23 protein-coding genes are annotated in these 24,362 nt (G+C 72.4%); 14 read left to right on the forward strand and 9 right to left on the reverse strand.

From position 1 onward, the window contains the following. Positions 1-2: 2 nt before the first annotated feature. Positions 3-1,502 carry a TldD/PmbA family protein gene (locus tag ABZ810_RS24965; RefSeq protein WP_358406964.1) on the reverse strand — a complete coding sequence of 500 codons (1,500 nt, stop codon included), beginning with the start codon at positions 1,500-1,502 and terminating at the stop codon, positions 3-5. Between the two features lie 145 nt (positions 1,503-1,647). Between ABZ810_RS24965 and ABZ810_RS24970 the strand changes: the two genes are divergently transcribed. Both ABZ810_RS24970 and fabI read left to right on the forward strand, forming a co-directional pair. Further along, positions 1,648-2,352: a beta-ketoacyl-ACP reductase gene (locus ABZ810_RS24970; protein ID WP_358406965.1), complete on the forward strand. Its 705-nt coding sequence runs from the start codon at positions 1,648-1,650 to the stop codon at positions 2,350-2,352. 143 nt (positions 2,353-2,495) lie between these two features. Further along, positions 2,496-3,281: an enoyl-ACP reductase FabI gene (gene fabI / locus ABZ810_RS24975; protein ID WP_358406967.1), complete on the forward strand. Its 786-nt coding sequence runs from the start codon at positions 2,496-2,498 to the stop codon at positions 3,279-3,281. Between the two features lie 153 nt (positions 3,282-3,434). Here fabI and ABZ810_RS24980 read toward each other — a convergent pair whose 3' ends face one another. The 3 genes from ABZ810_RS24980 to ABZ810_RS24990 form a co-directional block, all read right to left on the reverse strand. Next, positions 3,435-4,124 carry a hypothetical protein gene (locus ABZ810_RS24980; RefSeq protein ID WP_358406968.1) on the reverse strand — a complete coding sequence of 230 codons (690 nt, stop codon included), beginning with the start codon at positions 4,122-4,124 and terminating at the stop codon, positions 3,435-3,437. A 101-nt stretch (positions 4,125-4,225) separates the two neighbouring features. After that, entirely contained in the window at positions 4,226-6,082 is a 1,857-nt protein-coding gene (locus ABZ810_RS24985) for a helix-hairpin-helix domain-containing protein (RefSeq protein ID WP_358406969.1), read from the reverse strand. Between the two features lie 52 nt (positions 6,083-6,134). Then, positions 6,135-7,085, reverse strand: a complete 951-nt coding sequence (locus ABZ810_RS24990; RefSeq protein WP_358406972.1) for an aldo/keto reductase — start codon at positions 7,083-7,085, stop codon at positions 6,135-6,137. Between the two features lie 129 nt (positions 7,086-7,214). On the opposite strand from ABZ810_RS24990, the gene ABZ810_RS24995 reads away from it, so the two are divergent. Continuing rightward, complete coding sequence (locus ABZ810_RS24995; protein ID WP_358406974.1) at positions 7,215-8,033, forward strand: undecaprenyl-diphosphate phosphatase; 819 nt, start codon at positions 7,215-7,217, stop codon at positions 8,031-8,033. A 44-nt stretch (positions 8,034-8,077) separates the two neighbouring features. After that, positions 8,078-8,698, forward strand: a complete 621-nt coding sequence (locus ABZ810_RS25000; RefSeq protein WP_358406975.1) for a hypothetical protein — start codon at positions 8,078-8,080, stop codon at positions 8,696-8,698. 50 nt (positions 8,699-8,748) lie between these two features. On the opposite strand, the gene corA is transcribed toward ABZ810_RS25000, so the two are convergent. Continuing rightward, positions 8,749-9,720: a magnesium/cobalt transporter CorA gene (gene corA, locus ABZ810_RS25005; RefSeq protein ID WP_358406977.1), complete on the reverse strand. Its 972-nt coding sequence runs from the start codon at positions 9,718-9,720 to the stop codon at positions 8,749-8,751. Positions 9,721-9,796: 76 nt separating this feature from the next. Between corA and ABZ810_RS25010 the strand changes: the two genes are divergently transcribed. The 10 genes from ABZ810_RS25010 (at position 9,797) to mshC (ending at position 20,202) form a co-directional block, all read left to right on the forward strand. Continuing rightward, complete coding sequence (locus ABZ810_RS25010; protein WP_358406980.1) at positions 9,797-10,510, forward strand: histidine phosphatase family protein; 714 nt, start codon at positions 9,797-9,799, stop codon at positions 10,508-10,510. Between the two features lie 10 nt (positions 10,511-10,520). After that, entirely contained in the window at positions 10,521-11,072 is a 552-nt protein-coding gene (locus tag ABZ810_RS25015) for a DUF3090 domain-containing protein (RefSeq protein ID WP_358406981.1), read from the forward strand. A gap of 49 nt (positions 11,073-11,121) precedes the next feature. Beyond that, a complete protein-coding gene (locus tag ABZ810_RS25020) occupies positions 11,122-11,889 on the forward strand; it encodes an SCO1664 family protein (RefSeq protein ID WP_358406983.1) in 768 nt (255 codons plus the stop codon). A 125-nt stretch (positions 11,890-12,014) separates the two neighbouring features. After that, positions 12,015-12,779 carry an NRDE family protein gene (locus ABZ810_RS25025; RefSeq protein WP_358406985.1) on the forward strand — a complete coding sequence of 255 codons (765 nt, stop codon included), beginning with the start codon at positions 12,015-12,017 and terminating at the stop codon, positions 12,777-12,779. 157 nt (positions 12,780-12,936) lie between these two features. Next, complete coding sequence (locus ABZ810_RS25030; protein WP_358406987.1) at positions 12,937-14,700, forward strand: ABC transporter substrate-binding protein; 1,764 nt, start codon at positions 12,937-12,939, stop codon at positions 14,698-14,700. Positions 14,701-14,802: 102 nt separating this feature from the next. After that, entirely contained in the window at positions 14,803-15,876 is a 1,074-nt protein-coding gene (locus ABZ810_RS25035; protein WP_358406990.1) for an ABC transporter ATP-binding protein, read from the forward strand. Then, complete coding sequence (locus ABZ810_RS25040; RefSeq protein WP_358406992.1) at positions 15,873-16,949, forward strand: dipeptide ABC transporter ATP-binding protein; 1,077 nt, start codon at positions 15,873-15,875, stop codon at positions 16,947-16,949. Before ABZ810_RS25035 ends, ABZ810_RS25040 begins: the two co-directional genes overlap by 4 nt. Continuing rightward, positions 16,946-17,911, forward strand: coding sequence for an ABC transporter permease (locus tag ABZ810_RS25045; RefSeq protein WP_358406994.1), 966 nt, complete (start codon positions 16,946-16,948; stop codon positions 17,909-17,911). The genes ABZ810_RS25040 and ABZ810_RS25045 overlap by 4 nt, the downstream gene beginning before the upstream one ends. Positions 17,912-17,917: 6 nt before the next feature. After that, the gene (locus tag ABZ810_RS25050; RefSeq protein ID WP_358406996.1) at positions 17,918-18,862 is read left to right on the forward strand and encodes an ABC transporter permease; all 945 of its coding nucleotides are present in this window, start codon (positions 17,918-17,920) and stop codon (positions 18,860-18,862) included. Positions 18,863-18,957: 95 nt separating this feature from the next. Next, positions 18,958-20,202, forward strand: coding sequence for a cysteine--1-D-myo-inosityl 2-amino-2-deoxy-alpha-D-glucopyranoside ligase (gene mshC / locus ABZ810_RS25055; protein ID WP_358406998.1), 1,245 nt, complete (start codon positions 18,958-18,960; stop codon positions 20,200-20,202). Between the two features lie 112 nt (positions 20,203-20,314). Here the strand turns inward: mshC and ABZ810_RS25060 are convergent, their stop codons facing one another. The 4 genes from ABZ810_RS25060 to ABZ810_RS25075 form a co-directional block, all read right to left on the reverse strand. Continuing rightward, positions 20,315-21,127, reverse strand: a complete 813-nt coding sequence (locus tag ABZ810_RS25060; RefSeq protein WP_358407000.1) for an oxygenase MpaB family protein — start codon at positions 21,125-21,127, stop codon at positions 20,315-20,317. Between the two features lie 12 nt (positions 21,128-21,139). Then, complete coding sequence (locus ABZ810_RS25065) at positions 21,140-22,639, reverse strand: serine/threonine-protein kinase (RefSeq protein WP_358407001.1); 1,500 nt, start codon at positions 22,637-22,639, stop codon at positions 21,140-21,142. A gap of 82 nt (positions 22,640-22,721) precedes the next feature. After that, positions 22,722-23,258, reverse strand: coding sequence for a TrmH family RNA methyltransferase (locus tag ABZ810_RS25070; protein WP_358407004.1), 537 nt, complete (start codon positions 23,256-23,258; stop codon positions 22,722-22,724). A 139-nt stretch (positions 23,259-23,397) separates the two neighbouring features. Then, complete coding sequence (locus ABZ810_RS25075) at positions 23,398-24,240, reverse strand: PAC2 family protein (protein WP_358407007.1); 843 nt, start codon at positions 24,238-24,240, stop codon at positions 23,398-23,400. Positions 24,241-24,362 lie beyond the last annotated feature (122 nt).

Genomic DNA, 24,362 nt, shown 5'->3' on the forward strand with positions numbered 1-24,362 from the left:
GCTCACTGGCCGGCCTCCTTCAGGGCGTTGAGGATGTTGACCCCGCGGAACAGCGCGGACGGGCAGCCGTGGCTGACCGGCGCGACCTGGCCCGGCTGGCCCTTGCCGCAGTTGAACGCGCCTCCCAGCACGTAGGTCTGCGGGCCGCCGACGGCCTCCATGGAGTTCCAGAAGTCGGTGGTGGTGGCCTGGTAGGCCACGTCGCGCAGCTGGCCCGCCAGCCGGCCGTTCTCGATCCTGTAGAACCGCTGGCCGGTGAACTGGAAGTTGTAGCGCTGCATGTCGATCGACCAGCTCTTGTCGCCGACGATGTAGACACCGCGCTCGACGCCGGAGATCAGCTCGTCGGTGCTCGGGCCGCCGGGCGCGGGCCGGAGCGACACGTTCGCCATGCGCTGCAGCGGCATGCTGGACGCCGCGTCGGCGAAGGCGCAGCCGTTCGAGCGGTCCTGCCCGGTCAGGCGGGCGATGCGCCGGTCGAGCTGGTAGCCGGTGAACCGGCCGCCGCTGATGATGTCGAACGACTGGCCCTCGACGCCCTCGTCGTCGTAGCCGATGGTGGCCAGGCCGTGTTCGGCCGTCCGGTCGCCGGTCACGTTCATGACGTCCGACCCGTACCGCAGCGAGCCCAGCTTGTCCGGCGTGGCGAACGAGGTGCCCGCGTAGGCCGCCTCGTAGCCGAGCGCCCGGTCCAGCTCGGTGGCGTGGCCGATCGACTCGTGGATGGTCAGCCACAGGTTGGACGGGTCGACCACCACGTCGTAGACGCCCGGCTCGACCGACGGCGCCGCCAGCTTCTCGGCCAGCAGCTCGGGCATCCGCGCCAGCTCGGCGTCCCAGTCCCAGTGGCCGCCCGTCAGCCACTCCCAGCCGCGGCCGACCGGCGGCGCCAGGGTGCGCATGGTGTCGAACGTGCCGTCGGCGATGCCGACCGCGGTGACGGCCGGGTGCAGCCGGACCCGCTGCTGGGTGGTGACCGTGCCGCGCAGGTCGGCGTAGAACTTGTTCTCCTTGACCTGGAGCAGGGACGCGTCGACGTGGTCGACGCGGTCGTCGCCGAGCAGGCGCCGGCTCCAGTCGGCCAGCAGCGCGACCTTGTCGCCGGTCGGCACCGTGAACGGGTCGGTCTCGTACGCCGAGACCCACGTCCGCTCGCCGTGCACCGGCTCGGCGGCCAGCTCGATCGGCTCGCGGTTGACCGCGCGGGCCACCGCCGCCACCTCGACGGCCTGCGCGGCGACTCTGGCGGCGCCCTCGGGCGTCAGGTCGATGCCCGCGGCGAAGCCCCAGGTGCCGTCCTTGACCACGCGGACCGACAGGCCCACGTCGTCGGCGTCCAGCGCCGTCTCCAGCGCGGCGTCCTGGAGGCGGAGCGTCTGGCTTCGGATACGTTCCAGCCGGAAGTCGGCGTGCTCGGCGCCCAGCTCCCGGGCCCGGCTCAGCGCGGCGTCGGCGAGCGCGCGCAGCGGCAGCGCCGCGAATTCGGGATCGATGTCATGCACCTTCCGCAACTTACCCCGTGGGCCCGCGAACCCGGCCTGAACAAAGCCGGGAGACAGGATCTTGTCGGGAAGCCACATCTCCTCGCGGAGCCCGGGCCGATACGCTCACCGGTGTTGTGACCCAGCTGACGACGAGAGGTACGACATGAGTCGCTCTGTCCTCGTGACCGGCGGTAACCGGGGCATCGGCCTCGCCATCGCCCGCGAGCTGGCCGCCGGAGGTGACGCGGTCGCGGTCACCTACCGGTCCGGGGAGCCGCCCGAGGGCCTGTTCGGCGTCAGGTGCGATGTCACGAGCATGGAGGACGTGGACGCCGCGTTCGCCAAGGTCGAGGCGGAGCAGGGGCCGGTCGAGGTGGTCGTGGCCAACGCCGGGATCACCAAGGACACGCTTCTGGCGATCATGAGCGAGGAGTCCTTCACCTCGGTGCTGGACACCAACCTGACCGGCGCGTTCCGGGTGGCCAAGCGCGGCGTCAAGGGCATGATGCGCAAGCGCTCGGGCCGGATCGTCCTGGTCTCCTCGGTCGTCGGGCTGCTGGGCTCGCCGGGCCAGGCCAACTACGCCGCCTCCAAGGCGGGCATGGTCGGCTTCGCCCGGTCGCTCGCCCGCGAGCTCGGCTCCCGCGGCATCACGGTCAACGTGGTCGCGCCCGGCTTCGTCGAGACCGACATGACCGACGCGCTGACCGACGACCAGAAGGCCGGCATCACGGCCGCGATCCCGCTGGGCCGGATCGCGAGGCCCGAAGAGATCGCCAAGGCCGTCGCGTTCGTCGCCGGCCAGGACGCCGCCTACATCACCGGCGCCGTGATCCCGGTGGACGGCGGCCTGGGAATGGGGCACTGACTTGCACGGGCTGGACTGGAAGCGTGCCCTGCCGTCAGGACGGCGGGCTGTACCTGGATTGGGGCACTGACTTGCACGGGCTGGACTGGAAGCGTGCCCTGCCGTCAGGACGGCGGGCCGTACCTGGATTGGGGCACTGACTCATGGGAATCCTCGAAGGCAAGCGGATCCTGGTCACCGGCGTCCTCACCGACGCCTCCATCGGCTTCCACGTCGCGCGCGTCGCGCAGGAGCAGGGCGCCGAGGTCGTGCTCACCGCCTACCCGCGGCCGACGCTGACGCAGCGCACCGCCAAGCGGCTGCCGTCCGGCCCGGACGACCCGCCGCCGGTGATCGAGCTGGACGTGATGAACACCGAGCACCTCGACACGCTGGCCACCAGGCTCGCGGAGGTGGGCTTCGACCGGCTCGACGGCGTGGTGCACGCGATCGGGTTCGCGCCGCAGAGCGCGCTCGGCGGCAACTTCCTGGAGACGCCCTGGGAGGACGTGGCGACGGCGGTGCACGCCTCGACCTACTCCCTGAAGTCCCTCACCGTGGCCTGCCTGCCGCTGATGAAGGAGGGCGGCGCGGTCGTCGGCCTCGACTTCGACGCCACCAAGGCATGGCCGGTCTACGACTGGATGGGCGTGGCCAAGGCGGGCCTGGAGTCGTGCGCCCGTTACCTCGCCAAGTACCTCGGCCCGCAGGGCATCCGGGTCAACCTGGTCGCGGCCGGCCCGCTGGCCACCATGGCGGCCAAGAGCATTCCCGGCTTCGAGGGCATGGTCGAGATGTGGCCGCAGGCCGCGCCGCTCGGCTGGGACGTCAAGAACAGCGACCCGACGGCGCGCGCCTGCGTGGCGCTGCTGTCGGACTGGTTCCCGGCCACCACCGCCGAGATCGTGCACGTCGACGGCGGGCTGCACGCCATCGGCGCCCCCGGCTGAGTTGATTTCTTCGCGGCCTCGGGGCCGAGCCCTGGCGGCCTCGGCCCCGAACCGCGAAGCGGCGAGCGCGACATCGCTTCGCGATCTCTCGTGGGGCTTCGCCTTCGGCTTGCCTCACGACCAGGTCGCGCGCTCGCGTGCGTGGTTCGCTGGTCAGCGGCCGGACTCGGTGCGGCGGCGTATGCCGCGGCCCAGCACGCTGAGGTTGAGCGCGCCCACGGCGCCGGCGGCGGCGGCCGCCGCGGCGACCCACGCCATCTGCGCGTCGTCGCGTTCGGAGGAGGCGACCGGCGAGATCAGGCGGGTCTGCGGCGTGGCACCGCCCGCGGGGCGCTGGAGGTAGGCGCGCGGGTCCGCGGCGATCTCGGGCGTGGGCAGCACGCCCGGCAGGTTGGGCGCGGCGCTGGGCACGTCGGTGTACGGCTGGACGGACCCGGGCCGGCTGAGCGCCGACGGGCCGTTGCCGGACGACGTCTGGCCGCCCCCGCCGCCGCCGGTGGAGCGCGACTTGGGGGCCGAGCCGGAGGAGGTCTTGCCCGACTTGCCGCTCGTGCTCGGCTTGAGCGCCGGCTTCTTGGACGGCGACGGCGAGGGCGCCGGCGTCTTGGACGGCATCACGCTCTCGCGCAGGTTGCCGAGCTGGCACTTCCAGTTCTCGATGGTCGTGGCCGGGTCGACCCCCTTCGCGCAGGGCTGCGGGGCCGCGGTCCCCGCGTACGCCGGCGGTGCCCCGAAGAACACCAGAGTGAGAGCCCCCGCCGACACCGCGGTCGTCGAACCGAGCCGTCTGAACCGTTGCCGCCGCCCCTGCGCCATTTCACTCCCCACGCTGCCGTCGTGCACCTGTTGACATCTTGTCCAACGATCGCTCGCGGGACAAGGGGTGTCGCGGTGCACCCGTCGGTGCGATCGTGCCCCAATCGGCGCCAACAGTAAACAGTGACTTACTGGACGACCAGCCGCGCCAGCCGGGTCCGCCGCTCCGGCACGCCCGTCTCCCGCACCGCGCGGGCCAGCGCGGGGCCGGCGGCCTGCACGACCGACAGGTGCCGTCGCGCCAGGCCGAAGGCGGTGGCGACCAGCGGGCGCGACAACCCGGCGCCCTCGGACAGCACCGCCACCACGGCCGGGCGGCGGGTGCCCCGGCCCTGGGCGACGGTCACCGCCCAGCCGTGCCGCAGCCGCGGCGTGAGCGCCGCCGGGACGTCGACGGTGCCGCCGGTGAAGGCGATCCGCAGCACGCCGTCCGCCGCGCCGGTGACCGTCCCGGTCTCGCCGATCGCCGCCTGCGGCAGCGGCGCCGCGACCACCACCCGGTCGCCGGGGTCGAACCCTCCGTACGCGCCGGGGCCGGGGTTGAGCCGGGCCTTCAGCGCGGCGTTGAGCGCCCCGGTGCCCGCGTCACCGGCCGCGCCGGGCGCCACCACCTGGACGTCCTCCACCGGAATCCCCAGCGCGCGCGGGATGGAGTCGGTGACGAGCTGGACCGCCCGGTGCACCGCCTCCTTGGTGTCGGCGGCCGGGACGATGACGACCTCCTTGCCCGGCGCCTCCACCGCGACCAGGTCGCCGCCGCGCACGGCGGCCGTGAGGGTCTCCAGGGGCCCGTCGGCGGCGGCCGGCTCCAGGTCGACCACCGGCACCGTCTCCGACGCCGTCAGGTCGCCGAGGACCTGCCCCGGGCCGCTCGGCGGCAGCGCGCCGGGCTCGCCGCCCAGCACCAGGTGCGTGCCGTCGGCGCACGCCTCGACCAGGACCGCGTAGAACTCGACGTCCAGGCCCGCCGCGTCCGGCAGCACCACCAGGTCGAGCTCGAACGGCCGCTGCTCGCTCCGCGCGAACACCACCGCGCCCGGTGCCGCCGCCGCGTCCTCCAGCGGTTCGAGCAGCCGGTGCAGTGCCACGACCGGCGTCTCGTCTCCGGCCTCGTCCCGCAGGCCGGCGGCGGCCCGCTCGGTCGCCGTCACCACCGCCGCGCGCAGTCCGCGGCCGGTGGCGGCGCGGACGAGCAGGATCGCGGTCTCGGCGAGGGCGTCGGGCGTGCCGCGCAGCAGGCAGACCCCCGTGCGCAGCGAGGCGGTGAGGGCGAGCGACCGGTCCTCGGCGAGGCCGGCCCGGGCCTCCTTGATCGCGTCGTTGTCCAGCAGCGGCTCCGCCGTGGCGTTGAGACGCTGGAAACCCTCGGCCGCGGCCTCCTCGTGCAGCGCCCAGCGCGCCAGGCCCAGCGACTCCTCCGGCTCGGGCGGCTCGGCGTCCTCGTCCTCCAGCATGGACTCGTCGAACTCGGGCTCCTCGACCAGCGAGAGCACCTCGGCCTCGTCCAGCGCGTCGTCGATGGCGCGGCGCGCGTCCGGGACCCGGAACCTCCCCAGCGCCGACTCGACCTCGGCCGCGGGCGTGGCGGTGTGGCCCTGCCGGGCCGCCTCGGTGAGCAGGTGCTCGACCAGCGCGCGGCCCCGCCGCGGATCGTCCGGCGTCGCGGAGTCGCCGAGCACCTGCCGGGCGAAGTGGTCGGCCTGGGGCGGCTGGACGCCCGGGACGCGCAGCAGCCGCCACGGATCGTCGCGCAGCCGCCCGGCCGCGTCGTCGCCGAGCCGCGCGGTGACGCGGGGGGCGAAGGCGGCGGGCACGCCGGTCGCGTCGAACAGTGCGGTGAGGTCGGAGCGCCCGGCGTCGCCGGCCCGCCGCGCGGTGTGCGCGGTGCCGGGCCGCTCGGCGGTGTCGGATCGCTCGGCGGTGTCGGACTGCTCGGCGTGGACGGGCTGCTCGGTGTTGTCGGGCTGCTCGGTGTGGTCAGGCACGGTCTCGGGTTCCCCGTCGGCGGAATCGGTGGGCGGTGGTCGTGATGGGACGTCAGGAGTGCGCCGTCGTGTCGGAGACGTCGTCCAGGGCGGATCGGATCGAGTGGGGAAGAGTGAGGTCCTCGCTCTCCAGCGCGACCGCGAGCTGTGCCGCGGTGCGCGCGCCGACGATCGGGGCGACCACGCCGGGCCGGTCGCGCACCCAGCTCAGCGCCACGCTGAGCGGTGACACGCCCAGCCCCTCGGCCGCCGTCACCACCGACTCCACGATCCGCCCGCACTCCTCATCGAGATAAGGCTGCACGAACTCGGCGAAATGCGGAGCCGCGGCACGCGAGTCGGCCGGAATTCCGGTGCGGTACTTGCCGGTGAGGACCCCGCGGCCGAGCGGCGACCAGGGCAGCAGGCCGGTGCCGGCGTCGATCGCGGCGGGCACCGCGTCGCGCTCGATGTCGCGGCGCAGCAGCGAGTACTCCAGCTGGGCCGACACGATCGGCGCCCGGCCCGGCCAGGCCCGCTGCCACGCCGCCGCCTTGGCCAGCTGCCACCCCGCGTAGTTGGCCACCCCGGCGTACCGGGCGCGGCCGGAGACGATCGCCTCGTCCAGCGCGGCGAGCGTCTCCTCCACGGGCGTCGAGGGGTCGTACACGTGCAGCTGCCACAGGTCGACGTACTCCATGCCGAGGCGGTCGAGGGAGGCGTCGAGCGCGGAGAGCAGGTGCCGGCGGGAGGCGTCGTAGCGGCCGTCCGGCCTGATCGCCGCCTTCGTCGCGACGACCATCTCGTCCCGGTCGACGAGTTCGCGCAGGTGGTGGCCGAGGATGCGCTCGCTGTCACCGCCGCTGTAGACGTCCGCGGTGTCCACGAACGTCCCGCCGGCCGCGACGAACGCGGTCAGCTGCGCGGCCGCCTCGTCCGGGTCGGTGTCCTGGCCCCACGTCATGGTGCCCAGCCCCAGCCGGGACACCCGCAGTCCGCTCCGGCCGAGGTGACGGTGTTCCATGGGGCGCCAATCTAGCGTCCGCCCGGAGCGGTCCACCGCCGGTCGCGGCCCGTGCGCACCCCGGGACCGCTACGCTTCCCTCGGGTCGTGCGCCCGCGCCCGGATCGTGCCTGAGGGGAATCTCACCAAGTGAACGTCGTGGAAGCGACCGTGCTCGGAATCGTCCAGGGGCTCACCGAGTTCCTGCCGATCTCGAGCTCCGGCCACCTGCTCTTCGTGCCCAAGTTCATGGGGTGGGAGGACCCGGGCGCCCCGTTCACGGCGGTGATCCAGCTGGGCACGATGGCGGCCGTCATCATCTACTTCTGGCGCGACCTGGTCAACATCCTGACGACCTGGACCAAGAGCCTCTGGACGCCGGAGCTGCGGCACCACCACGACGCCCGGATGGGCTGGTACATCGGTCTCGGCACCATCCCGATCGGCATCTGCGGGCTGGTCTTCAAGGACTTCATCGAGGGTCCGTCCCGCAATCTGTGGATCAACTCCACCTCGCTGATCGTCATGGGCCTGCTGCTGATGGTCGCCGAGTGGGCGGGCAACCGGAAGCGCGAGGTCGCCGACCTCAACCTGCGCGACGGCCTGATCATCGGTGCCTTCCAGTGCCTGTCGCTGATCCCCGGCTCGTCGCGGTCCGGCTCGACCATGACCGGCGCGCTCTTCCTCGGCTACACGCGCGAGGCGGCGGCGCGCTACTCGTTCCTGCTCTCGGTCCCGGCCGTGGTCCTGTCCGGCGCCTTCGAGATGCGGCACGCGTTCGAGGGCGGCCTGCAGCTCGTCCCGACGGCCGTCGCCACCGTGGTGTCGTTCGTGGTCGGCTACGCCTGCATCGCCTGGCTGCTGAAGTACCTCACCCGGCACTCGATGATGATCTTCGTCTACTACCGGGTGGCGCTCGGCGGCATCATCATGGGCCTGCTGGCCGCGGGCACGATCTCCGCCACCTGACGAACCGTTCCCATTCATCGTCCGGCGGGCTAGAGTTCGGCGACATGGCGCCCCCGCAGTTCTCGAAGTACTCGCCAGGGTCCCACCCCGGCGAGGGCGGCCCGGCGGTCGAGCCCGTCTACGGCGCCGGGCGTGCCGACGATCCGGGCTTCGCCGCCTCGCTGCGCACCCCGACCGTCCTCGGGCGGCTGCGCGTCATGATGCTGGTCCTGCTGGTCGCCCCGGTGCTGATCGGCCTGATCGCGCCGCTGATCGTCCGGGACGGCCAGGGACGGCTCGGGGACGCCCCGTGGTGGTTCTACGCGCCGGTCGTGCTCGTCGCCCTGCTGGCGGCGCTCGCCGGGCCGCGGCTGCCCCGCCCCATGTCGCCCGGCCAGGACCGGGAGCAGGCGGTCCACACGGCGATGCTGGCCTTCCGCCAGGCGATCCTGCAGCGGTTCGCGCTCGCCGAGGGCGTCATCCTGCTGAGCCTGCCGCTGGCCATGATCGGGCACAGCGAGCTGCTCTTCGTGGCCGGGTTCGTGCTCGGCTACCCCCTGCTGATCTGGCTGGCGCTGCCCACGGGCGGAACGGTCGAGCGGATCCGCCGCCGGCTGGAGTCCGCCGGCGCCGAGTCGCACCTGTGGGCCGGCCTGCTCGCCGCCCCGCCCGCCAAGGCCCCCTGACGGCCCGGAGGCCGGAGCGCCCGGAGCCCGCCGCGCCGGAGCCGGCCGCGCTAGAGCCAGCCGTTCTTGCGGAGCTTGCGGTAGACGATGGTGCAGGCGATCGACATCACGACGAGGACCAGCGGATACCCGATCTTCCACTTGGTCTCGGGCATGAAGTCGAAGTTCATGCCGTAGATCCCGGCGATGGCCGTCGGCACGGCGATGATGGCCGCCCACGAGGAGATCTTGCGCATGTCCTCGTTCTGCCGCTTGCCGAGCAGGGCGACGTGCGCGGTCAGGACGCTGTTGAGCAGTTCGTTGTGGGCGTCGACCTGGCCGTCCACGCGCAGCAGGTGGTCGAGGATGTCGCGGAAGTACTCGCGGGTGCTGTCGCACTCGGCGACCCGGCCCCGGACGATCTCCTGGAGCACCGGGACCAGCGGGTCCTCGGCGGTGCGGAACTCCAGCACCTCGCGCTTGAGGGAGTAGATGTCCTCGGTGACGTCGGCCGCCCGCGGGTCGAAGACGGCCTTCTCCAGCTGGATGATGTCCTGCTCGACCTCGTGCGCGACGATGCCGTAGTGGTCGACGACCTCGTCGCAGACGGCGTAGAGCACCGAGGTCGCGCCGTGCTTGAGCAGCTCGGGATCGTTCTCCAGACGCTTGCGCACCGGGCCGAGCGGGTTGCCGGGCCCGTGCCGCACCGTCACCACGAAGTCCTTGCCCAGGAACAACATGATCTCGCCGACCTCGATGTCGGAGGTGTCGTCGTGGTAGGCCAGGGACTTCAGGACGATGAAGAGGGTGTCGTCGTAGCGCTCCAGCTTGGGGCGCTGGTGGGCGGAGACGGCGTCCTCGGCGGCCAGCGGATGGAGCTTGAGCTCCTCCTTGACCTCCTCGAACTCGTCCTCCTCCGGCTCGAACAGGCCGATCCACACGAAGCAGTCGCCCTCCGCGCGCGCGGCGTCGAAGGCGTCGCTGATGTCCCCGTCGATGTCCTGGCGCACGCCGTGCGCATAGATGGCCTTGTCCACGATCACCCGCGCATTCTCCACCCAAATCCAAAGAACGGGTAATGATCTCTCCATTGCCCCGGGTCTCGTAGAGTTGCGTGCTGTGACGACGCTTCTCCTGGTTCGGCATGGATTGACCGCGATGACCGGACCCGTGCTCGCGGGCTGGACCCCCGGCGTGCATCTGGACGACCGTGGCCGGGCGCAGGTCCGCGACCTGGGCGCGCGGCTGGCCGGGCTGCCGCTGCGGGCGATCGTGTCCAGCCCGCTGGACCGGTGCCTGGAGACGGCCGGCGCGGTCTCCGGCGCGCTCGCCGAGCCGGTCGAGAAGATCGAGGTCGACGAGCGGTTCGGCGAGGTGCGGTACGGCGACTGGACGGGCCGCCCGCTGGCCGAGCTGGCCAAGGAACCGCTGTGGAAGGTCGTCCAGGCGCATCCGAGCGCGGCGGCCTTCCCCGGGGCCGAGGGCGAGTCGCTCGCCGCCGCGCAGCACCGCGCGGTCGCCGCCGTGCGCGACTGGAACGCCCGCATCGCCGCCGAGCACGGGCCCGACGCCCTGTACGCGGTGTGCAGCCACGGCGACATCATCAAGGCGATCGTCGCCGACGCGCTCGGCCTGCACCTGGACCAGTTCCAGCGGATCCAGGCCGACCCCGCCTCGCTCACCGTGATCCGCTACACCGAGCTGCGGCCCTTCGTGGTGCGCCTCAACGACTCGGGCGGAGACGTGGCCGGGCTGGTTCCCCCGCCGGCCGCGGACGGCGGCGAAAGCCCTGGCGGCGGGGACAGTGACGCGCCCGTCGGCGGCGGCGCGTAGGGTCGTTGTCATGCCGGTCATCTCCTATGAACTGCCTGACAGGTTCGTCGCCGGCGCCGTCGGGCAACCCGGGGAGCGCGCCTTCTATCTTCAGGCCCGCTCCGGTCCCCGGGTCACCAGCGTCGGCCTGGAGAAGTTCCAGGTCACACTCCTGGCGGAGCGTCTCGAGGAGCTCCTGGACGAGGTGCTGCGGCGCAGCGGCGGCGACGCGGCGGTCCCCGCGGTCGCCCCGTCCGAGCTGCACGACGACGAGCCGCTCGACCAGCCGGTCGAGGAGGAGTTCAAGGTCGGCACCATGGCGCTCGCCTGGGACCCCGAGGACGAACGGGTCATCATCGAGGCCCAGGAGGTCACCGAGGACGAGGCCGCCGACGCCGAGGTCGGCGACGACGACCCGGCGATCGTGGTGCTGCGGGTGCGGATCACCGCGGCGCAGGCCCGCGCGTTCGCCGAGCGCGCGCTGAAGGTGGTGGCCGCCGGACGCCCGCCGTGCCCGCTGTGCGGCCTGCCGCTCGACGCGGCCGGTCACATCTGCCCCCGTCAAAACGGCCATCTCGGTTGAGACGGCCCCGTGCTTGGATCATGGGCCCGGCGCCCTGGAGAATGAACGCATGACGCAGCCCTCCCGGGATCGCACCCCCGCAGGCGACCGCAGCGTGTCGCCGCACGACGTCGAGGGCGCCGAGCGGCTCCTGCTGCGGGGCCGCCTCAACGTGGAGGGCCGGCTGGTGCAGGCCTCCAACGCCACGCTCTACTGTTCGGTCGAAGGGGAGGGCCTCCAGGCGGCGTGCGTCTACAAGCCCGTGGCGGGGGAGCGGCCGCTCTGGGACTTCCCCGACGGCACCCTGGCCGACCGCGAGGTCGCCGCCTACGCGGTGTCGGAGGCGACGGGCTGGCAGATCGTCCCGCCGACGGTGCACCGCGACGGGCCCTACGGCCCCGGCATGGTCCAGCTGTGGGTCGAGCCCGACTCCGACATCGACCTGGTCGCGCTGTCGCGGTCCGGCGACGAGCCGATCCGGCGGATGTCGGTGTTCGACGCCATCGTCAACAACGCCGACCGCAAGATCGGGCACCTGCTGCCGCCCGGCGACGGCCATGTCTACGGCTGCGACCACGGCGTGTGCTTCTCGGTGGAGTACAAGCTGCGCACCGTGTTGTGGCAGTGGCGCGGCAAGGCGCTGACCGACGAGGCCCTGGAGGGGCTCGCGCGGGTCGAGGAGGGCATGCGCGCCGGGACGCTCGGCGACCGGCTGAGGGAGCTGCTCACCGCGGACGAGGTCGACGCCACCCGCCGCCGGGTCGAGCTGATGCTCAAGCACCGCATCCACCCCTACCCGCCGGAGGACTGGCCCGCCATCCCGTGGCCGCCGCTCTGAGCACCCGCTCTGAGCACCCGCTCTGAGCACCCGCTCTGAGCACCCGCTCCGGGCATCGGGCTCCCCGCACTCGCTGCGAGGCCCCCGCCCGGAGGCGTTTCCGGGACGAATGCTCAAATTGGGTCATGTGCACGGCGATCGTCAGCGTTGACCCCTCGTCCCCCGTCCCGGTGCTCCTGGTAGGCGTGCGCGACGAGTTCGTCGCCCGGTCCTGGGCGCCGCCCGGCCACCACTGGCCCGACCGGCCCGGTCTCATCGGCGGCCGCGACCTGCGCGCGGGCGGCACCTGGTTCGCGGTCGACCCGTCCGTGCCGCGCGCCGGATGCGTGCTGAACGGCCGCGGCCGGCTCGCGCCGGAGGCCGTGCGCGCCTCCCGCGGCGAGCTGCCGCTGCGCGCCGCCGCCGACGGCGGCCTGGGCGACCTGGAGCTGCCGCGCTTCGACCCGTTCCACCTCATCAGTGCCGAGCCCGGCCTGGTCCGGCTGTGGAGCTGGGACGGCATCGAGCTCGCCGGGCAGGAGCTCGGCCCCGGGCTGCACGTGGTCGTCAACCGCGGCCTGGAGGGCGCGGGGCCCGACGCCGGGGAGGACGAGGACGCCTTCATGACCGAGCGCATCGCCCACTTCCGGCCGCGGCTGCTCGCGGCGGGACGGCCCGAGCCGCGCGCCGGCGACGACACCGCCACGGCGTGGGCGGAGTGGCTGCCCCTGCTGGACGGCGACGGCATCGACCGCACCGACAAGCGGGCGCTCCTTCCCCTCCTGGACCTGGGAGGCGGCCGGGTCTGGGGGACCACGTCGGTGAGCCTGGCCGCGCTCTCCGCCGGCGGCCTGCGCTACGACTTCTCGGCCGAGCCCGGCGACCCGCGGGCCTGGGGCCGGGTGCGCTGAGAGACCCGCCGGACGTGTAAAAGGGGTCCTCACCCGGGCATAGTCACTCCCAGTGCTAATTTGATTACCTGTCGCGATCTCCGGAGCGGCGCCGCGAGGGCGGGCGCGCCGGAGCGAGACGCGTGTGATGGGTCATCAGGCAGACGGGGGAGTGCAGATGACGGGAAGAAGGCGGGGGCTCGCGGCCTCGGCGGGGTTCGGGGCGGTGTTGCTCGGGCTGGCCGCCTGTGGCGGGGGTGACAGCGGAGGCGGAGGCGGGGGCGGCACGCTCAACGTCGTCGGGTCCGCGGACGTCGACCACCTCGACACCGCGAGCGGTTACTCGACGGTCAGCGGCCAGCTGAGCCGGCAGTACGCGCGCACGCTCTTCAACGTCAAGGGCAGCGACAACTTCGACGACGCCATCAAGCTCGAGGCCGACGTCGCGTCCGAGCTGCCGACCGCCGACAACGGCGGGATCAGCGCCGACGGCAAGGCCTACACCATCAAGCTGCGCGACGGCGTCATGTGGAACACCCCGACGCCGCGCGCGGTGACCTCGGCCGACTTCATCCGGGGTCTCAAGCGCCTGTGCAACCCCGCCTCGCCGTCCGGCGCGATCGGCTACTACACCGGCACGATCGTGGGGATGCAGGAGTTCTGCGACGGCTTCGGCAAGGTCGGCGCCCGAGACGCCGCGGCGATCGCCAAGTACCAGAACGACAACCAGGTCGCCGGCCTGGAGGCCAAGGACGACAAGACGCTGGTCGTGCGGCTCAAGAACCGCGCCAGCGACTTCACCAACATCCTCGGCATCCCGTTCTCGGCCGCGGCGCCCGTGGAGTACGACAAGTACCTCCCCGACGGCGCCGACTTCCGCAAGAACACCATCTCCAACGGCCCGTACCAGATCACCGCGTACACGCCGAACAAGAGCTACACGCTCGAGAAGAACAAGAACTGGACGGCCGACGCCGACCCGCTGCGCGGGCAGAACCCGGACAAGATCCAGATCACCATGGGCCAGGACTCGCCGGACGTCGTCCAGCAGCAGATGGAGCAGGGCACGGCCGACCTGTCCTGGGACCAGCCGGTGCCGACCAACAAGATCCAGAGCCTGAAGTCCAACGACGACTTCAAGATCATGGACGGCTCCACCAGCAACCCGTACCTGGTCTTCAACACCCTGAGCCCCAACAACGGCGGGGCGCTGTCCAAGCCCGCCGTGCGGCAGGCGATCAATTTCGCGATCAACAAGACCGCGCTGATCCAGATCTACGGCGGCCCGGACGTGAGCGAGGTGCTCAACCAGGTCATCCCGCCGCGGAGCGTCGGCTACGAGCAGTTCAACCTGTACCCGACCGACGGCGACAACGGCGACCCGGCCAAGTGCAAGCAGATGCTGGCGGCCGCGGGGTACCCGAACGGGCTCACGTTCAAGTATCCCTACCGCACCAACAGCAACCACCAGAAGGTCGCGCAGTCGGTGCAGGCCAACCTCAAGGAGTGCGGCATCACCGCCAATCTCACCGCCGACAGCAACGGCAACTTCTACGGCAAGACGCTGGTGACGCCGGCCGACGCCAAGGAAGGCAAGTGGGACATCGCCGCGCCGGGCTGGGTGCCCGACTGGTACGGCAACAACGGCCGCACCAACATCGTGCCGCTGTTCGACGGCCGCACCTACGGGCCCAACTCCACCAACTACGGCGGCTACAACAACGACGCCGTCAACGCCCTCATCGACAAGGCGCTCGAGGCGCCGTCGGAGGACGACGCCGCCAAGTCGTGGGCCGAGGTGGACAAGCTGATCATGCGGGACGCCGCGGTGGTGCCCTTCATGAACCAGAAGTACCCGATCTTCCACTCGTCGCGGACGTCGAACGCGCTCTACCTGCCGCAGTTCCAGTCCTACGACTTCGGCCAGATCAAGCTCTCCTAGCACGACCACGGCCGGCCGGGCGCGCGCACCCCGCGCACACGCGCGCACAGTGCGCGCCCGGCCGCCCACGCCGGGGTCTCCCGTGACGCGAAGGGGCGTCCATTGAGTCTTCTCGAGGTGACCGACCTCAAGGTCTCCTTCAACACCGCCGACGGCGTCGTCCGAGCCGTGCGCGGCATGTCGTTCACCGTCGACCGCGGCCGCACCCTCGGCATCGTGGGCGAGTCCGGCTCGGGCAAGAGCGTCAGCACGCAGACCCTGATGGGGCTCACGCCGGGCGCCAGGGTCGAGGGGCGCGCCCTGTTCGACGGCGAGGACCTGCTGACGGTCGGCGAGAAGAGGATGCGCACGATCCGCGGCGCCCAGATCGCCATGATCTTCCAGGACCCGCTGTCCAGCCTGCACCCCCTCTACAAGGTCGGCTGGCAGATCGAGGAGATGGTCAGGCAGCACGAGCCCGGCGCCGGCAAGGAGCAGGCGCGCAAGCGGGCGGTCGAGATGCTCGGGCTCGTCGGCATCCCGCAGCCGGAGCGGCGCGTCGACGACTACCCCCACCAGTTCTCCGGCGGCATGCGCCAGCGCGCGATGATCGCCATGGCGCTCGCCCTCAACCCCAAGCTCATCATCGCCGACGAGCCGACGACGGCGCTGGACGCGACCGTGCAGGCGCAGATCCTCGACCTGATGCAGCGGCTGCAGCGCGAGTTCGACACCGCGCTGATCATGATCACCCATGACCTCGGCGTCATCGCCGACATGGCCGACGACGTGCTGGTGATGTACGGCGGCAAGCCCGTGGAGTTCGCCGGGCGGCGCGACCTCTACTACCGGCAGCACCACCCGTACACCAAGGGCCTGCTGCAGTCGGTTCCGAGCGCGACCGGCGCCAAGGGCCGGCTCAGGCCGATCCCCGGGCAGCCGCCCAGCCTCATCAACCTGCCGTCCGGCTGCGTGTTCCATCCGCGCTGCGAGTACGTGATGGAGCGCTGCCGCGTGGACGAGCCGCCGCTGGCCCCGGTGCCCTCCGGCCTGGGGGAGGAGGGGCGCGAGCACGTCTCGGCGTGCTGGCTGCCGCACGAGGCGGTCGGCCTGGGCGCCGACGCCGAACGTGTCCGCCGCCGCGCCGCCGGCCTCGACGCCGGCGGCACCGACGACGTGGACGGGGGGAGCCGGTGACCGATCACGACGACGTCCTCGTCTCGATCGAGGACGTCTACAAGCACTTCCCGATCAGGCAGGGGATCGTCTTCAAGAAGGAGGTCGCCAGGGTGCACGCCGTCGACGGCGTCAGCCTGCGGATCCGGCGCGGCGAGACCCTCGGCATCGTGGGAGAGAGCGGGTGCGGCAAGTCGACGCTCGCCCGCTGCGTCACCGGGCTCCATCCGGTGACGCGGGGGCGCATCGAGTTCGAGGGCACCGACATCACCCGGCTGTCCAAGGACGGGCTGAAGAGCTTCCGCCGCGACGTTCAGATGATCTTCCAGGACCCGTACGGGTCGCTGAACCCGCGGCGCCGGGTCGGGTCGATCATCGGTGACCCGTTCGCCATCCACGACATCGCCGACGGGGCCGAGCGCAAGAGGCGCGTGCAGGAGCTGATGGAGCTCGTCGGGCTCAACCCCGAGCACTACAACAGGTTCCCGGCGGAGTTCTCCGGCGGCCAGCGGCAGCGCATCGGCGTCGCCCGCGCCCTCGCGCTCAAGCCCAAGCTCATCGTGTGCGACGAGCCGGTCTCCGCCCTCGACGTGTCGATCCAGGCGCAGGTCATCAACCTGCTCAACGACCTCCAGGACGAGCTCGGCCTCACCTACGTCTTCATCGCCCACGACCTGTCGGTCGTCCGCTACGTGAGCGACCGGGTCGCGGTCATGTACCTCGGCAAGGTCGGCGAGGCCGCCGACGTCGAGGACCTCTACACCGCCCCGCGCCACCCGTACACCACCGCGCTGCTGTCGGCGGCGTCCGTGCCCGACCCCGACGAGGCCGAACGGGCCGAGCGCATCGTCCTCAGCGGCGACGTGCCCTCGCCCATCGACCCGCCGTCCGGCTGCCGGTTCCATCCGCGCTGCCCGAAGGCGCAGGAACGCTGCGTCACCGACGACCCGGTCCTGGAGGTCAAGGCCGGCGACGCCGCCGGCCACCTGGCCGCCTGCCACTTCCCGGTCGAGCCGGGCGAGCGGCTGGCGGGCAGGCGGGCCGCCATCGACCAGGAGTCCACCGAGCCCGAGCTCCCGGAGGTGTCGTCGTGAGCTACTCCGAACTGGAGTCCGAGGTCCCCCCGGCGGACGTGGAGCCGACCGCCCGGGTCCAGGGGCGGACCCCGTTCCAGCTGGCATGGGCCCGTTTCCGAAGTGACAAGGTCGCGCTGGTCTCGCTCGTCGTCCTGCTGCTGATCGTGGCGTTCGCGCTGATGGCGCCGCTGTGGGCGAAGTGGACGGGCCACCCGTACGACGCCACGTTCCCCAAGACCGGGCTCGACATCAACGGGCAGCCCACCGGGCCGGGCGCCGAGTTCTGGCTCGGCGCCGACCAGCTGGGCCGCGACGTGCTCGTGCGCGCCGCCTACGGCGCCCGCATCTCGCTCATCGTCGGCGTCGCGGCCTCGGTGCTCGCGTCGTTGTTCGGCGTGACGATCGGCGTGCTCGCCGGATACGTCGGCGGCGTCCTCGACACCATCCTGGCCCGGGCCATGGACATCACCCTCGCGCTGCCCTACCTGCTGGTGGCCATCGTGCTCGCGGTGACGTTCCAGCTCACCTCGGTGGCGGCGAGCCTGACGATGACCATCTTCGTCATCGCGTTCTTCTCGTTCGCGGCGACCGGGCGCATCATCCGCGGCCAGGTGATGTCGCTGAAGCAGAAGGAGTTCATCGAGGCGGCGCGGTCGCTGGGCGCCGGGCGCTGGCGGATCATGTTCGTCGACGTGCTGCCCAACCTCGTCGCGCAGGTCACCGTGCTGGCCTCGCTCCTGGTGCCGACGTCGATCGTGTTCGAGGCGACGTTGTCGTTCCTCGGCGTCGGCGTGCGGCTGCCCATGCCGAGCTGGGGGAGCATGCTCGGCGAGGGCTCGGACGTCTTCCAGACGGCGTGGTGGCTGCTGGCCGTGCCCGGCATCCTCCTGCTGCTGACCACGTTGTCGTTCAACCTGGTGGGCGACGCGATCCGGGATGCCCTGGATCCGCGCGCCGACCGGGTCACCGGGGGGAAGTGAGCCGGGATGTCGCGCTTCATCATCCGCCGCCTGCTCTACGCGATCCTGGTGATCTGGCTGGTGGCCACGCTGGTCTTCGCGCTGCTGCAGCTGTCGCCGGTCGCGATCGAACGGACCATCGGCGGCCCGCGGGCCAGCACCGAGACGCTCGAGCAGATCCGCCGCAACCTCGGCCTCGACCAGCCCGTCCTGGTGCAGTACTGGGAGTTCATCAAGCGGCTGCTCCAGGGCGATCTGGGCTACTCCTACATCAACAACACCGCGGTGACCGAGCTGATCGGCGACCGCCTGCCGACCACGCTCTACCTCGTCCTGGGCGCCGGCGTCATCTGGTTCGTCGGCGGCGTCGCGGTCGGCGTCTTCAGCGCCACCCACGCGCGCAGCCTGCGGGACCGGCTGGTCACGGTGTTCGTCCTCATCGGCCTGTCCACCCCGCCGTTCGTGATGGCGCTGTTCCTGCTCTACTTCTTCTCCACCAAGCTGGGGGAGTGGGGCTTTACGTTCTTCGAGGCCGGGCCGCCGCTGCAGGAGCACTTCTTCCAGCGCATGACGCTGCCCTGGATCGGCCTGGCGTTCCTGATGGTCGCCGCCTACACCCGGCTGACCCGGGGCTCGATGATGGACGTGATGGGGGAGGACTACATCCGCACGGCCCGGTCCAAGGGCCTGTCCGAGCGCCGGGTCACCTACCGGCACGGGCTGCGGGCCGCGCTGACCCCGGTCGTCACCCAGTACGGCATCGACCTCGGCGCGCTCATCGGCTCCACCATCGTCACCGAGAAGGTGTTCGGCCTCCAGGGCGTCGGGCAGCTCGTCTACCAGTCCATCGCGGTCGGCGACACCCCGGTGATCATCGGGGTCACCATGATGGTCACGCTGTTCGTGATCGTCGCCAACCTGATCGTGGACGTGGGGTACTCGTTCCTCGACCCGCGGGTCAGGCTCTCCTGACGGCACGGCCGTCCCTCCGGGCCCCGGGGGCCCGAAGGGACGGCAAGGACGATCTCGACGCAATGTCACGTGTAGGGCGCAGATAAGCTTTCGGTATGCGATCGTGGCCTGCTCCCGAAGTGCCCAGCCTCTCCGCCGCCGGACTGCCCGCTCCGGCGCTCCAGCTGCATCTGCACGACACCGGGACGGGAACGGTACGGCCCACCGCGCCGGGTGACACGGCGCGGATGTACGTCTGCGGGATCACGCCCTACGACGCCACCCACCTCGGCCACGCCAACACCTATCTGGCGTTCGACCTGGTCAACCGCGTCTGGCGTGACCTGGGCCACACCGTGCACTACGTGCAGAACGCCACCGACGTCGACGACCCGCTCCTGGAACGCGCCAGGCAGACCGGCGAGGACTGGCGCGAGCTGGCCGAGCGGGAGATCGCGCTGTTCCGCGAGGACATGACCGAGCTGCGGGTGCTGCCGCCCGACCAGTACATCGGCGCGGTCGAGGCCATCCCGATGATCGTCGAGATGATCGAGAAGCTGCGGGCCAAGGACGCGACCTACACCGTCGACGGCGACCTCTACTTCCCGGTCGCCGCCGACCCCGGCTTCGGCGAGGTCTCCCGGCTGAGCCGGGAGGCGATGATGCCGCTGTTCGCCGAGCGCGGCGGCGACCCCGGCCGGGAGGGCAAGGAGGACGCGCTCGACGCCCTGCTGTGGCTGGCGCAGCGGCCCGGCGAGCCGGGCTGGGAGTCCCCGTTCGGCACCGGCCGCCCCGGCTGGCACGTCGAGTGCTCGGCCATCTCGATCGAATACCTGGGCATGGCGTTCGACGTCGAGGGTGGCGGCTCCGACCTGGCGTTCCCCCACCACGAGATGGGCGCCTCCCACGCGCAGGTCGCCACCGGCGAGCGCCCGCACGCCAGGGCCTACGTGCACGCGGGCATGGTCGGCCTCGACGGCGAGAAGATGTCCAAGTCCAAGGGCAACCTGGTCTTCGTCTCGGCCCTGCGCCGGTCCGGCACCGACCCGATGGCGATCCGGCTGGCGCTGCTCGCGCACCACTACCGCTCCGACTGGGAGTGGACCGCCGAGCAGCTCGACGCCGCCGCAGCGCGGCTCGGGCGCTGGCGCGCCGCCGTCCTGCGCCCGGCCGGGCCGCCCGCCGGGCCGGTGGCCGACGCGGTCCGCCGTCACCTGGCCGACGACCTCGACGCACCCGCCGCGCTGGTCGAGATCGACCGCTGGGCCGAACGCGCCGCCGCTGGCGAGGGCACCGACGAGGCCGCGCCCGCGCGGATCCGCGCCATCGCCGACGCGCTTCTGGGCGTCACGCTCCACTGACGCTCGACGCCCGCTCGCCGACCGCTCGGCGCCCGATCGAGACGTGCGGGAAGCCGTCCGAGACCTGAGCCCGCCCGCAGGCAGAGGCTCGGACGGAGGCTCGGACGGAGGCTCAGGCGGCGGTCGGGCGCTGCGCGGCGTACTTGCGGGCGCGGCGCCCGATGCGCCGCCGGGACGCCCAGAGCATCAGCGGGACCCCGGCGCGGCGCAGGCGGCCGGGCACCAGCCGGTAGCAGAAGGCGCCGGTGCGGAGCAGGAACCACAGGACGCGGTCCTTGCGGTCGCTCCACGGCAGGCCGTACTGGGCGCGGAACCGTTCGGGCAGCAGGCCGGTGGTGATGAACCGGTTGAGCCACAGGGCGGGGCCGAGCCAGCGCAGCTTGCGCGACCACAACACCGCGCGCATGACCTCCCGCCCGGTGGCGGTCACCTCCAGCGAGGCCGTCATGCCGTCCATGTAGGCGCGGAACGCGGTGATGTCGGCGGGCTGGGCGCCGGGCGGGCAGCCGAGCACGTCGGCCACGTAGCGGGCCTGGTCGATGTAGTCGGCGGCCAGGTCGCCGCTGGGGGAGCGCAGGACGTCCTCGTAGACGTACAGGGCCGCGTCGATGAGCGTCGCGTTGACCCAGACCTGGAGGTCGGGGTCGTTGCCGGAGTAGCCGGGACCGGTGATGCGCTCGTGCATCCTGCGGATCGCGACCCCCATGCGCTCGGCCTCCTCCTCGGTGCCGAACGCGACGATGATGAGGAAGTCCAGGGTGCCGAACAACCGGTCGAGCGGCCGGTTGCGCAGGTCACTGTGGTCCGCCACGCCCTGGGCGACCTTGGGGTGGGCGACCTGGAGCAGCAGCGCCCGGCCCGCGGCGAGCATGACGGCGGGCTCGGCGGCCAGCAGGCGCAGGACCGTCCGGTCCGGTGCGGCCAACGGGATCCCTCCTCACTCGATGACGTAACACTCCCAGTCGCCCGGGACGCTCGCGGAGCCGTCGAGCTTCGCCTCGGCGTAGGGGTTGTACTGCGACCGGCACACCTGGGTCATGGTGATCACGGTGTCGACGCCGATGCCCTCATCGTGCACGCAGTACCACTTGCCGTACCGGTATTCGGCGGATTTGTCCTGGCTGCTCGACCTGCAGTAGGCGTCGGGGTCGGGCGACCCGAGCCGCACGTGGCTCGGCCGGGGCGAGGGCCTGGGGCTCGGCGACGTGCCGCCGGTCGGCACGCCGCCGGCGCCGCGCGTCGGGGTGGCCCGCTTGCCGGCGGACGGCGACGCCCCGGCGCGCGGCCCGGTGGTCCTGCTCTGCGGGCTCCTCTTGGGCCTGGTCGGCACGGCGTCGACGGTGGCGCCGCCGACCGAGGCCGCGGACCCGCCGTCGTTGCCGCCCTTCCGGTCGTGCGGCCACGCGGCGTAGCCGCCGACCATCGCCAGCCCGGTGGCGACCGCCGCGGCGGCGCCGATGACCAGCCGCCGGCGCCGCCGGCGGCGCGGCGGAGGCGGCGGCGCGGTCTCCTGCGGGTCGGCCGTGCGCTGCGGGTCGCCGGGCGCCTCTCCCGATCCGGCGACGGTCTCCTCCAGAGGCCGCCCGTCGGCGCGGGTGGCGAGCGCCCCGTCGGTCTGGAACGCGTCGTCGTGGCCGACCAGCCGCAACATCAGCTGGGTCGCGGTGGGGCGCGCGGCGGGGTCCTTGGACAGCGCCGCCGCCACCAGCTCGCGCAGCCGGCCGTCCAGCCCGCCCAGGTCGGGCTCGTGGTGCAGGACCCGGTAGATCACCGCCGGGATCGAGTCGGCCCCGAACGGCGGCCGCCCGGTGGCCGCGAACGTCATGGTGGCGCCCCAGGCGAACACGTCGGCCGCCGGGCCGACCTCGCCCGCGGTGATCTGCTCCGGCGCCATGTAGGCGGGCGTGCCGACGGCCTTGCTGCTCACCACGCTCGCGGCGTCCAGCATCCGGGACAGCCCGAAATCGATCACGCGCGGTCCGTCCGGCCCCAGCAGCACGTTGTGGGGCTTGAGGTCGCGGTGCACGATCCCGGCGCGGTGGATCGCGGTGAGCGCGCTCGCGGTGCTGACCGCCAGCCGGTCCAGGGCGCCGCCCGACAGCGGCCCGGCCCGGGTCACCATGGTGCTGAGCGCCGGGCCCGGCACGTACTCGCTGACCAGATAGGGGCTGTCGCCGATGGTGTCGGCGTCCAGGATCTGCGCCGTGCAGAAGCGCGCGACCTGCTTGGCCACCTCCGCCTCGCGGATGAAGCGGGTCCGCGCACTGCCGTCCTCGTCGAACTGGACGCGCAGCAGCTTCACCGCCACCCGCTGCCCGTCGTCGCCGGAGCGGCCCAGGAAGACCGTGCCCTGGCCGCCGGACCCCAGCCGTCCCAGCAACTCGTATGCCCCCAGGGACCGGGGGTCGTGCGGTTGCAGCGGCTGGGCCTCGGGCACTGTCCGGCTTCCTTTCGGTCCGTCCCCTAATCGGACCCGTCGCATAATGCCACCTAAGACGCCCAGATGGCGATCCGTCCCGTCACAGCAGACCGGCCAGCCTGTACAGCACCAGCGATCCCGCGACCGCCACGTTGAGACTGTGGCCGGTGCCCACCATCGGGATCTCCACCGCGACGTCCAGCAGCCCGAGCGCCTCGTCCGGAATCCCGTACTGCTCGTGTCCCAGCACCGCCACCGTGCGCTCGCGGGCCGCGGGCAGGTCGCCCAGGCGCACCGCCTCGTCGGCGAGCTCGACCCCCACGACCCGGGACCCCTCCTCGCGCCGGCGCTCCAGCCAGCCCACCGGATCGCCGACCCAGTGGACGCAGGACGGGTGGCGCAGGGTGTTGCCGCGTTCGAGCGCGGCCGGGACCCAGGAGAAGCGCGGCACCGCCAGGCAGGCGCCGACGGCGTCGCAGGTGCGCAGGAGCGTGCCGAGGTTGGCGCCGTGCAGCGGCCAGAGCGGGGCCGCGACGAGATGGTCCCAGCAGGAGTGGGTGCGCCAGCGGCGGGCGCGCCTCAGCTCGCGGCGGGGGCGGACGCGGATGGCCGGGCCTTTCCCGGCCCGGGCCGTCACCGGCCGGGGGCGGCCGGGCCCCCCTTGCGTGCGTGCTTCATGTGAGGCGCACTTCGCGGCGTGCGCGGGCCTTCGACGTGATGAACGGCGATCGGCACCAGGGTACGCCTCCGGACCGTTCCCGGCCACGCCGGAACGGTCAGCTCGAGTCGCGGCGCCGCAGGTAACGCTCGAACTCGCGGGCTATGGCGTCGCCGCTGGCCTCGGGCAGGTCGGCGGCGTCCTTCTGCTCCTCCAGCGTGCGGACGTACTCGGCGACCTCGGAGTCCTCCTCGGCCAGCTCGTTGACGCCGTTCTCCCAGGCGCGGGCCTCCTCGGGCAGCTCGCCGAGCGGCACGGTCACGTCGAGGAGGTCCTCGACCCGGCGCAGCAGGGCCAGCGTGGCCTTGGGGGAGGGCGGCTGGGCGACGTAGTGCGGCACGGCGGCCCAGAGGGAGACGGTGCTGAGGTCGGCCTTGGCGCAGGCGTCCTGGAGGACGCCGAGGATCCCGGTCGGGCCCTCGTAGCGGGCCGGCTCGAGGTGGAGCGTGGTGACCAGCCCGGCCTCGGAGGCGGCCCCGGTGACCGGCACCGGCCGCGTGTGGGGGGCGTCGGCCAGCAGCGCGCCGAGCAGCACGACGTTCTCCACGCCGAGCTGGAGCATCAGGGAGATCAGCTCCCGGCAGAACGAGCGCCAGCGCATGTTGGGCTCGATGCCGTGCACCAGGACCACGTCGCGGCCGTTGGGGAGCCGCGCCCAGGAGATCCGGGTGGTGGGCCAGGTGATGCCGCGGCTCTCGCCGTCGATCATCTCGACCAGCGGCCGGGTCACCTGGAAGTCGTAGTAGTCGTCCGGGTCGAGCTCTGCGATCGGGACCGCGTCCCAGATGGTCTCGAGGTGCTGGATGACCCCGCTGGCTGCCTCCCCGGCGTCGTTCCACCCTTCAAAAGCGGCCACGAGCACCGGGTCGACGAGTTCCGGCACGCTCTCGAGCTCGACCACGCGCTGCCTCCTTCCGACGTCGGGTACAGCGTCCACCGAGGGGGGCGGCATTCCCGGGGGGTTCCGGGGCCCGCTCAAGATCGGTGGCTGTCAGCCTACGTCCTGAGGGGGACCTACCCCAC

Source organism: Spirillospora sp. NPDC047279, from assembly GCF_040643285.1.
In the GTDB taxonomy this organism is placed as follows: Bacteria; Actinomycetota; Actinomycetes; order Streptosporangiales; family Streptosporangiaceae; genus Spirillospora.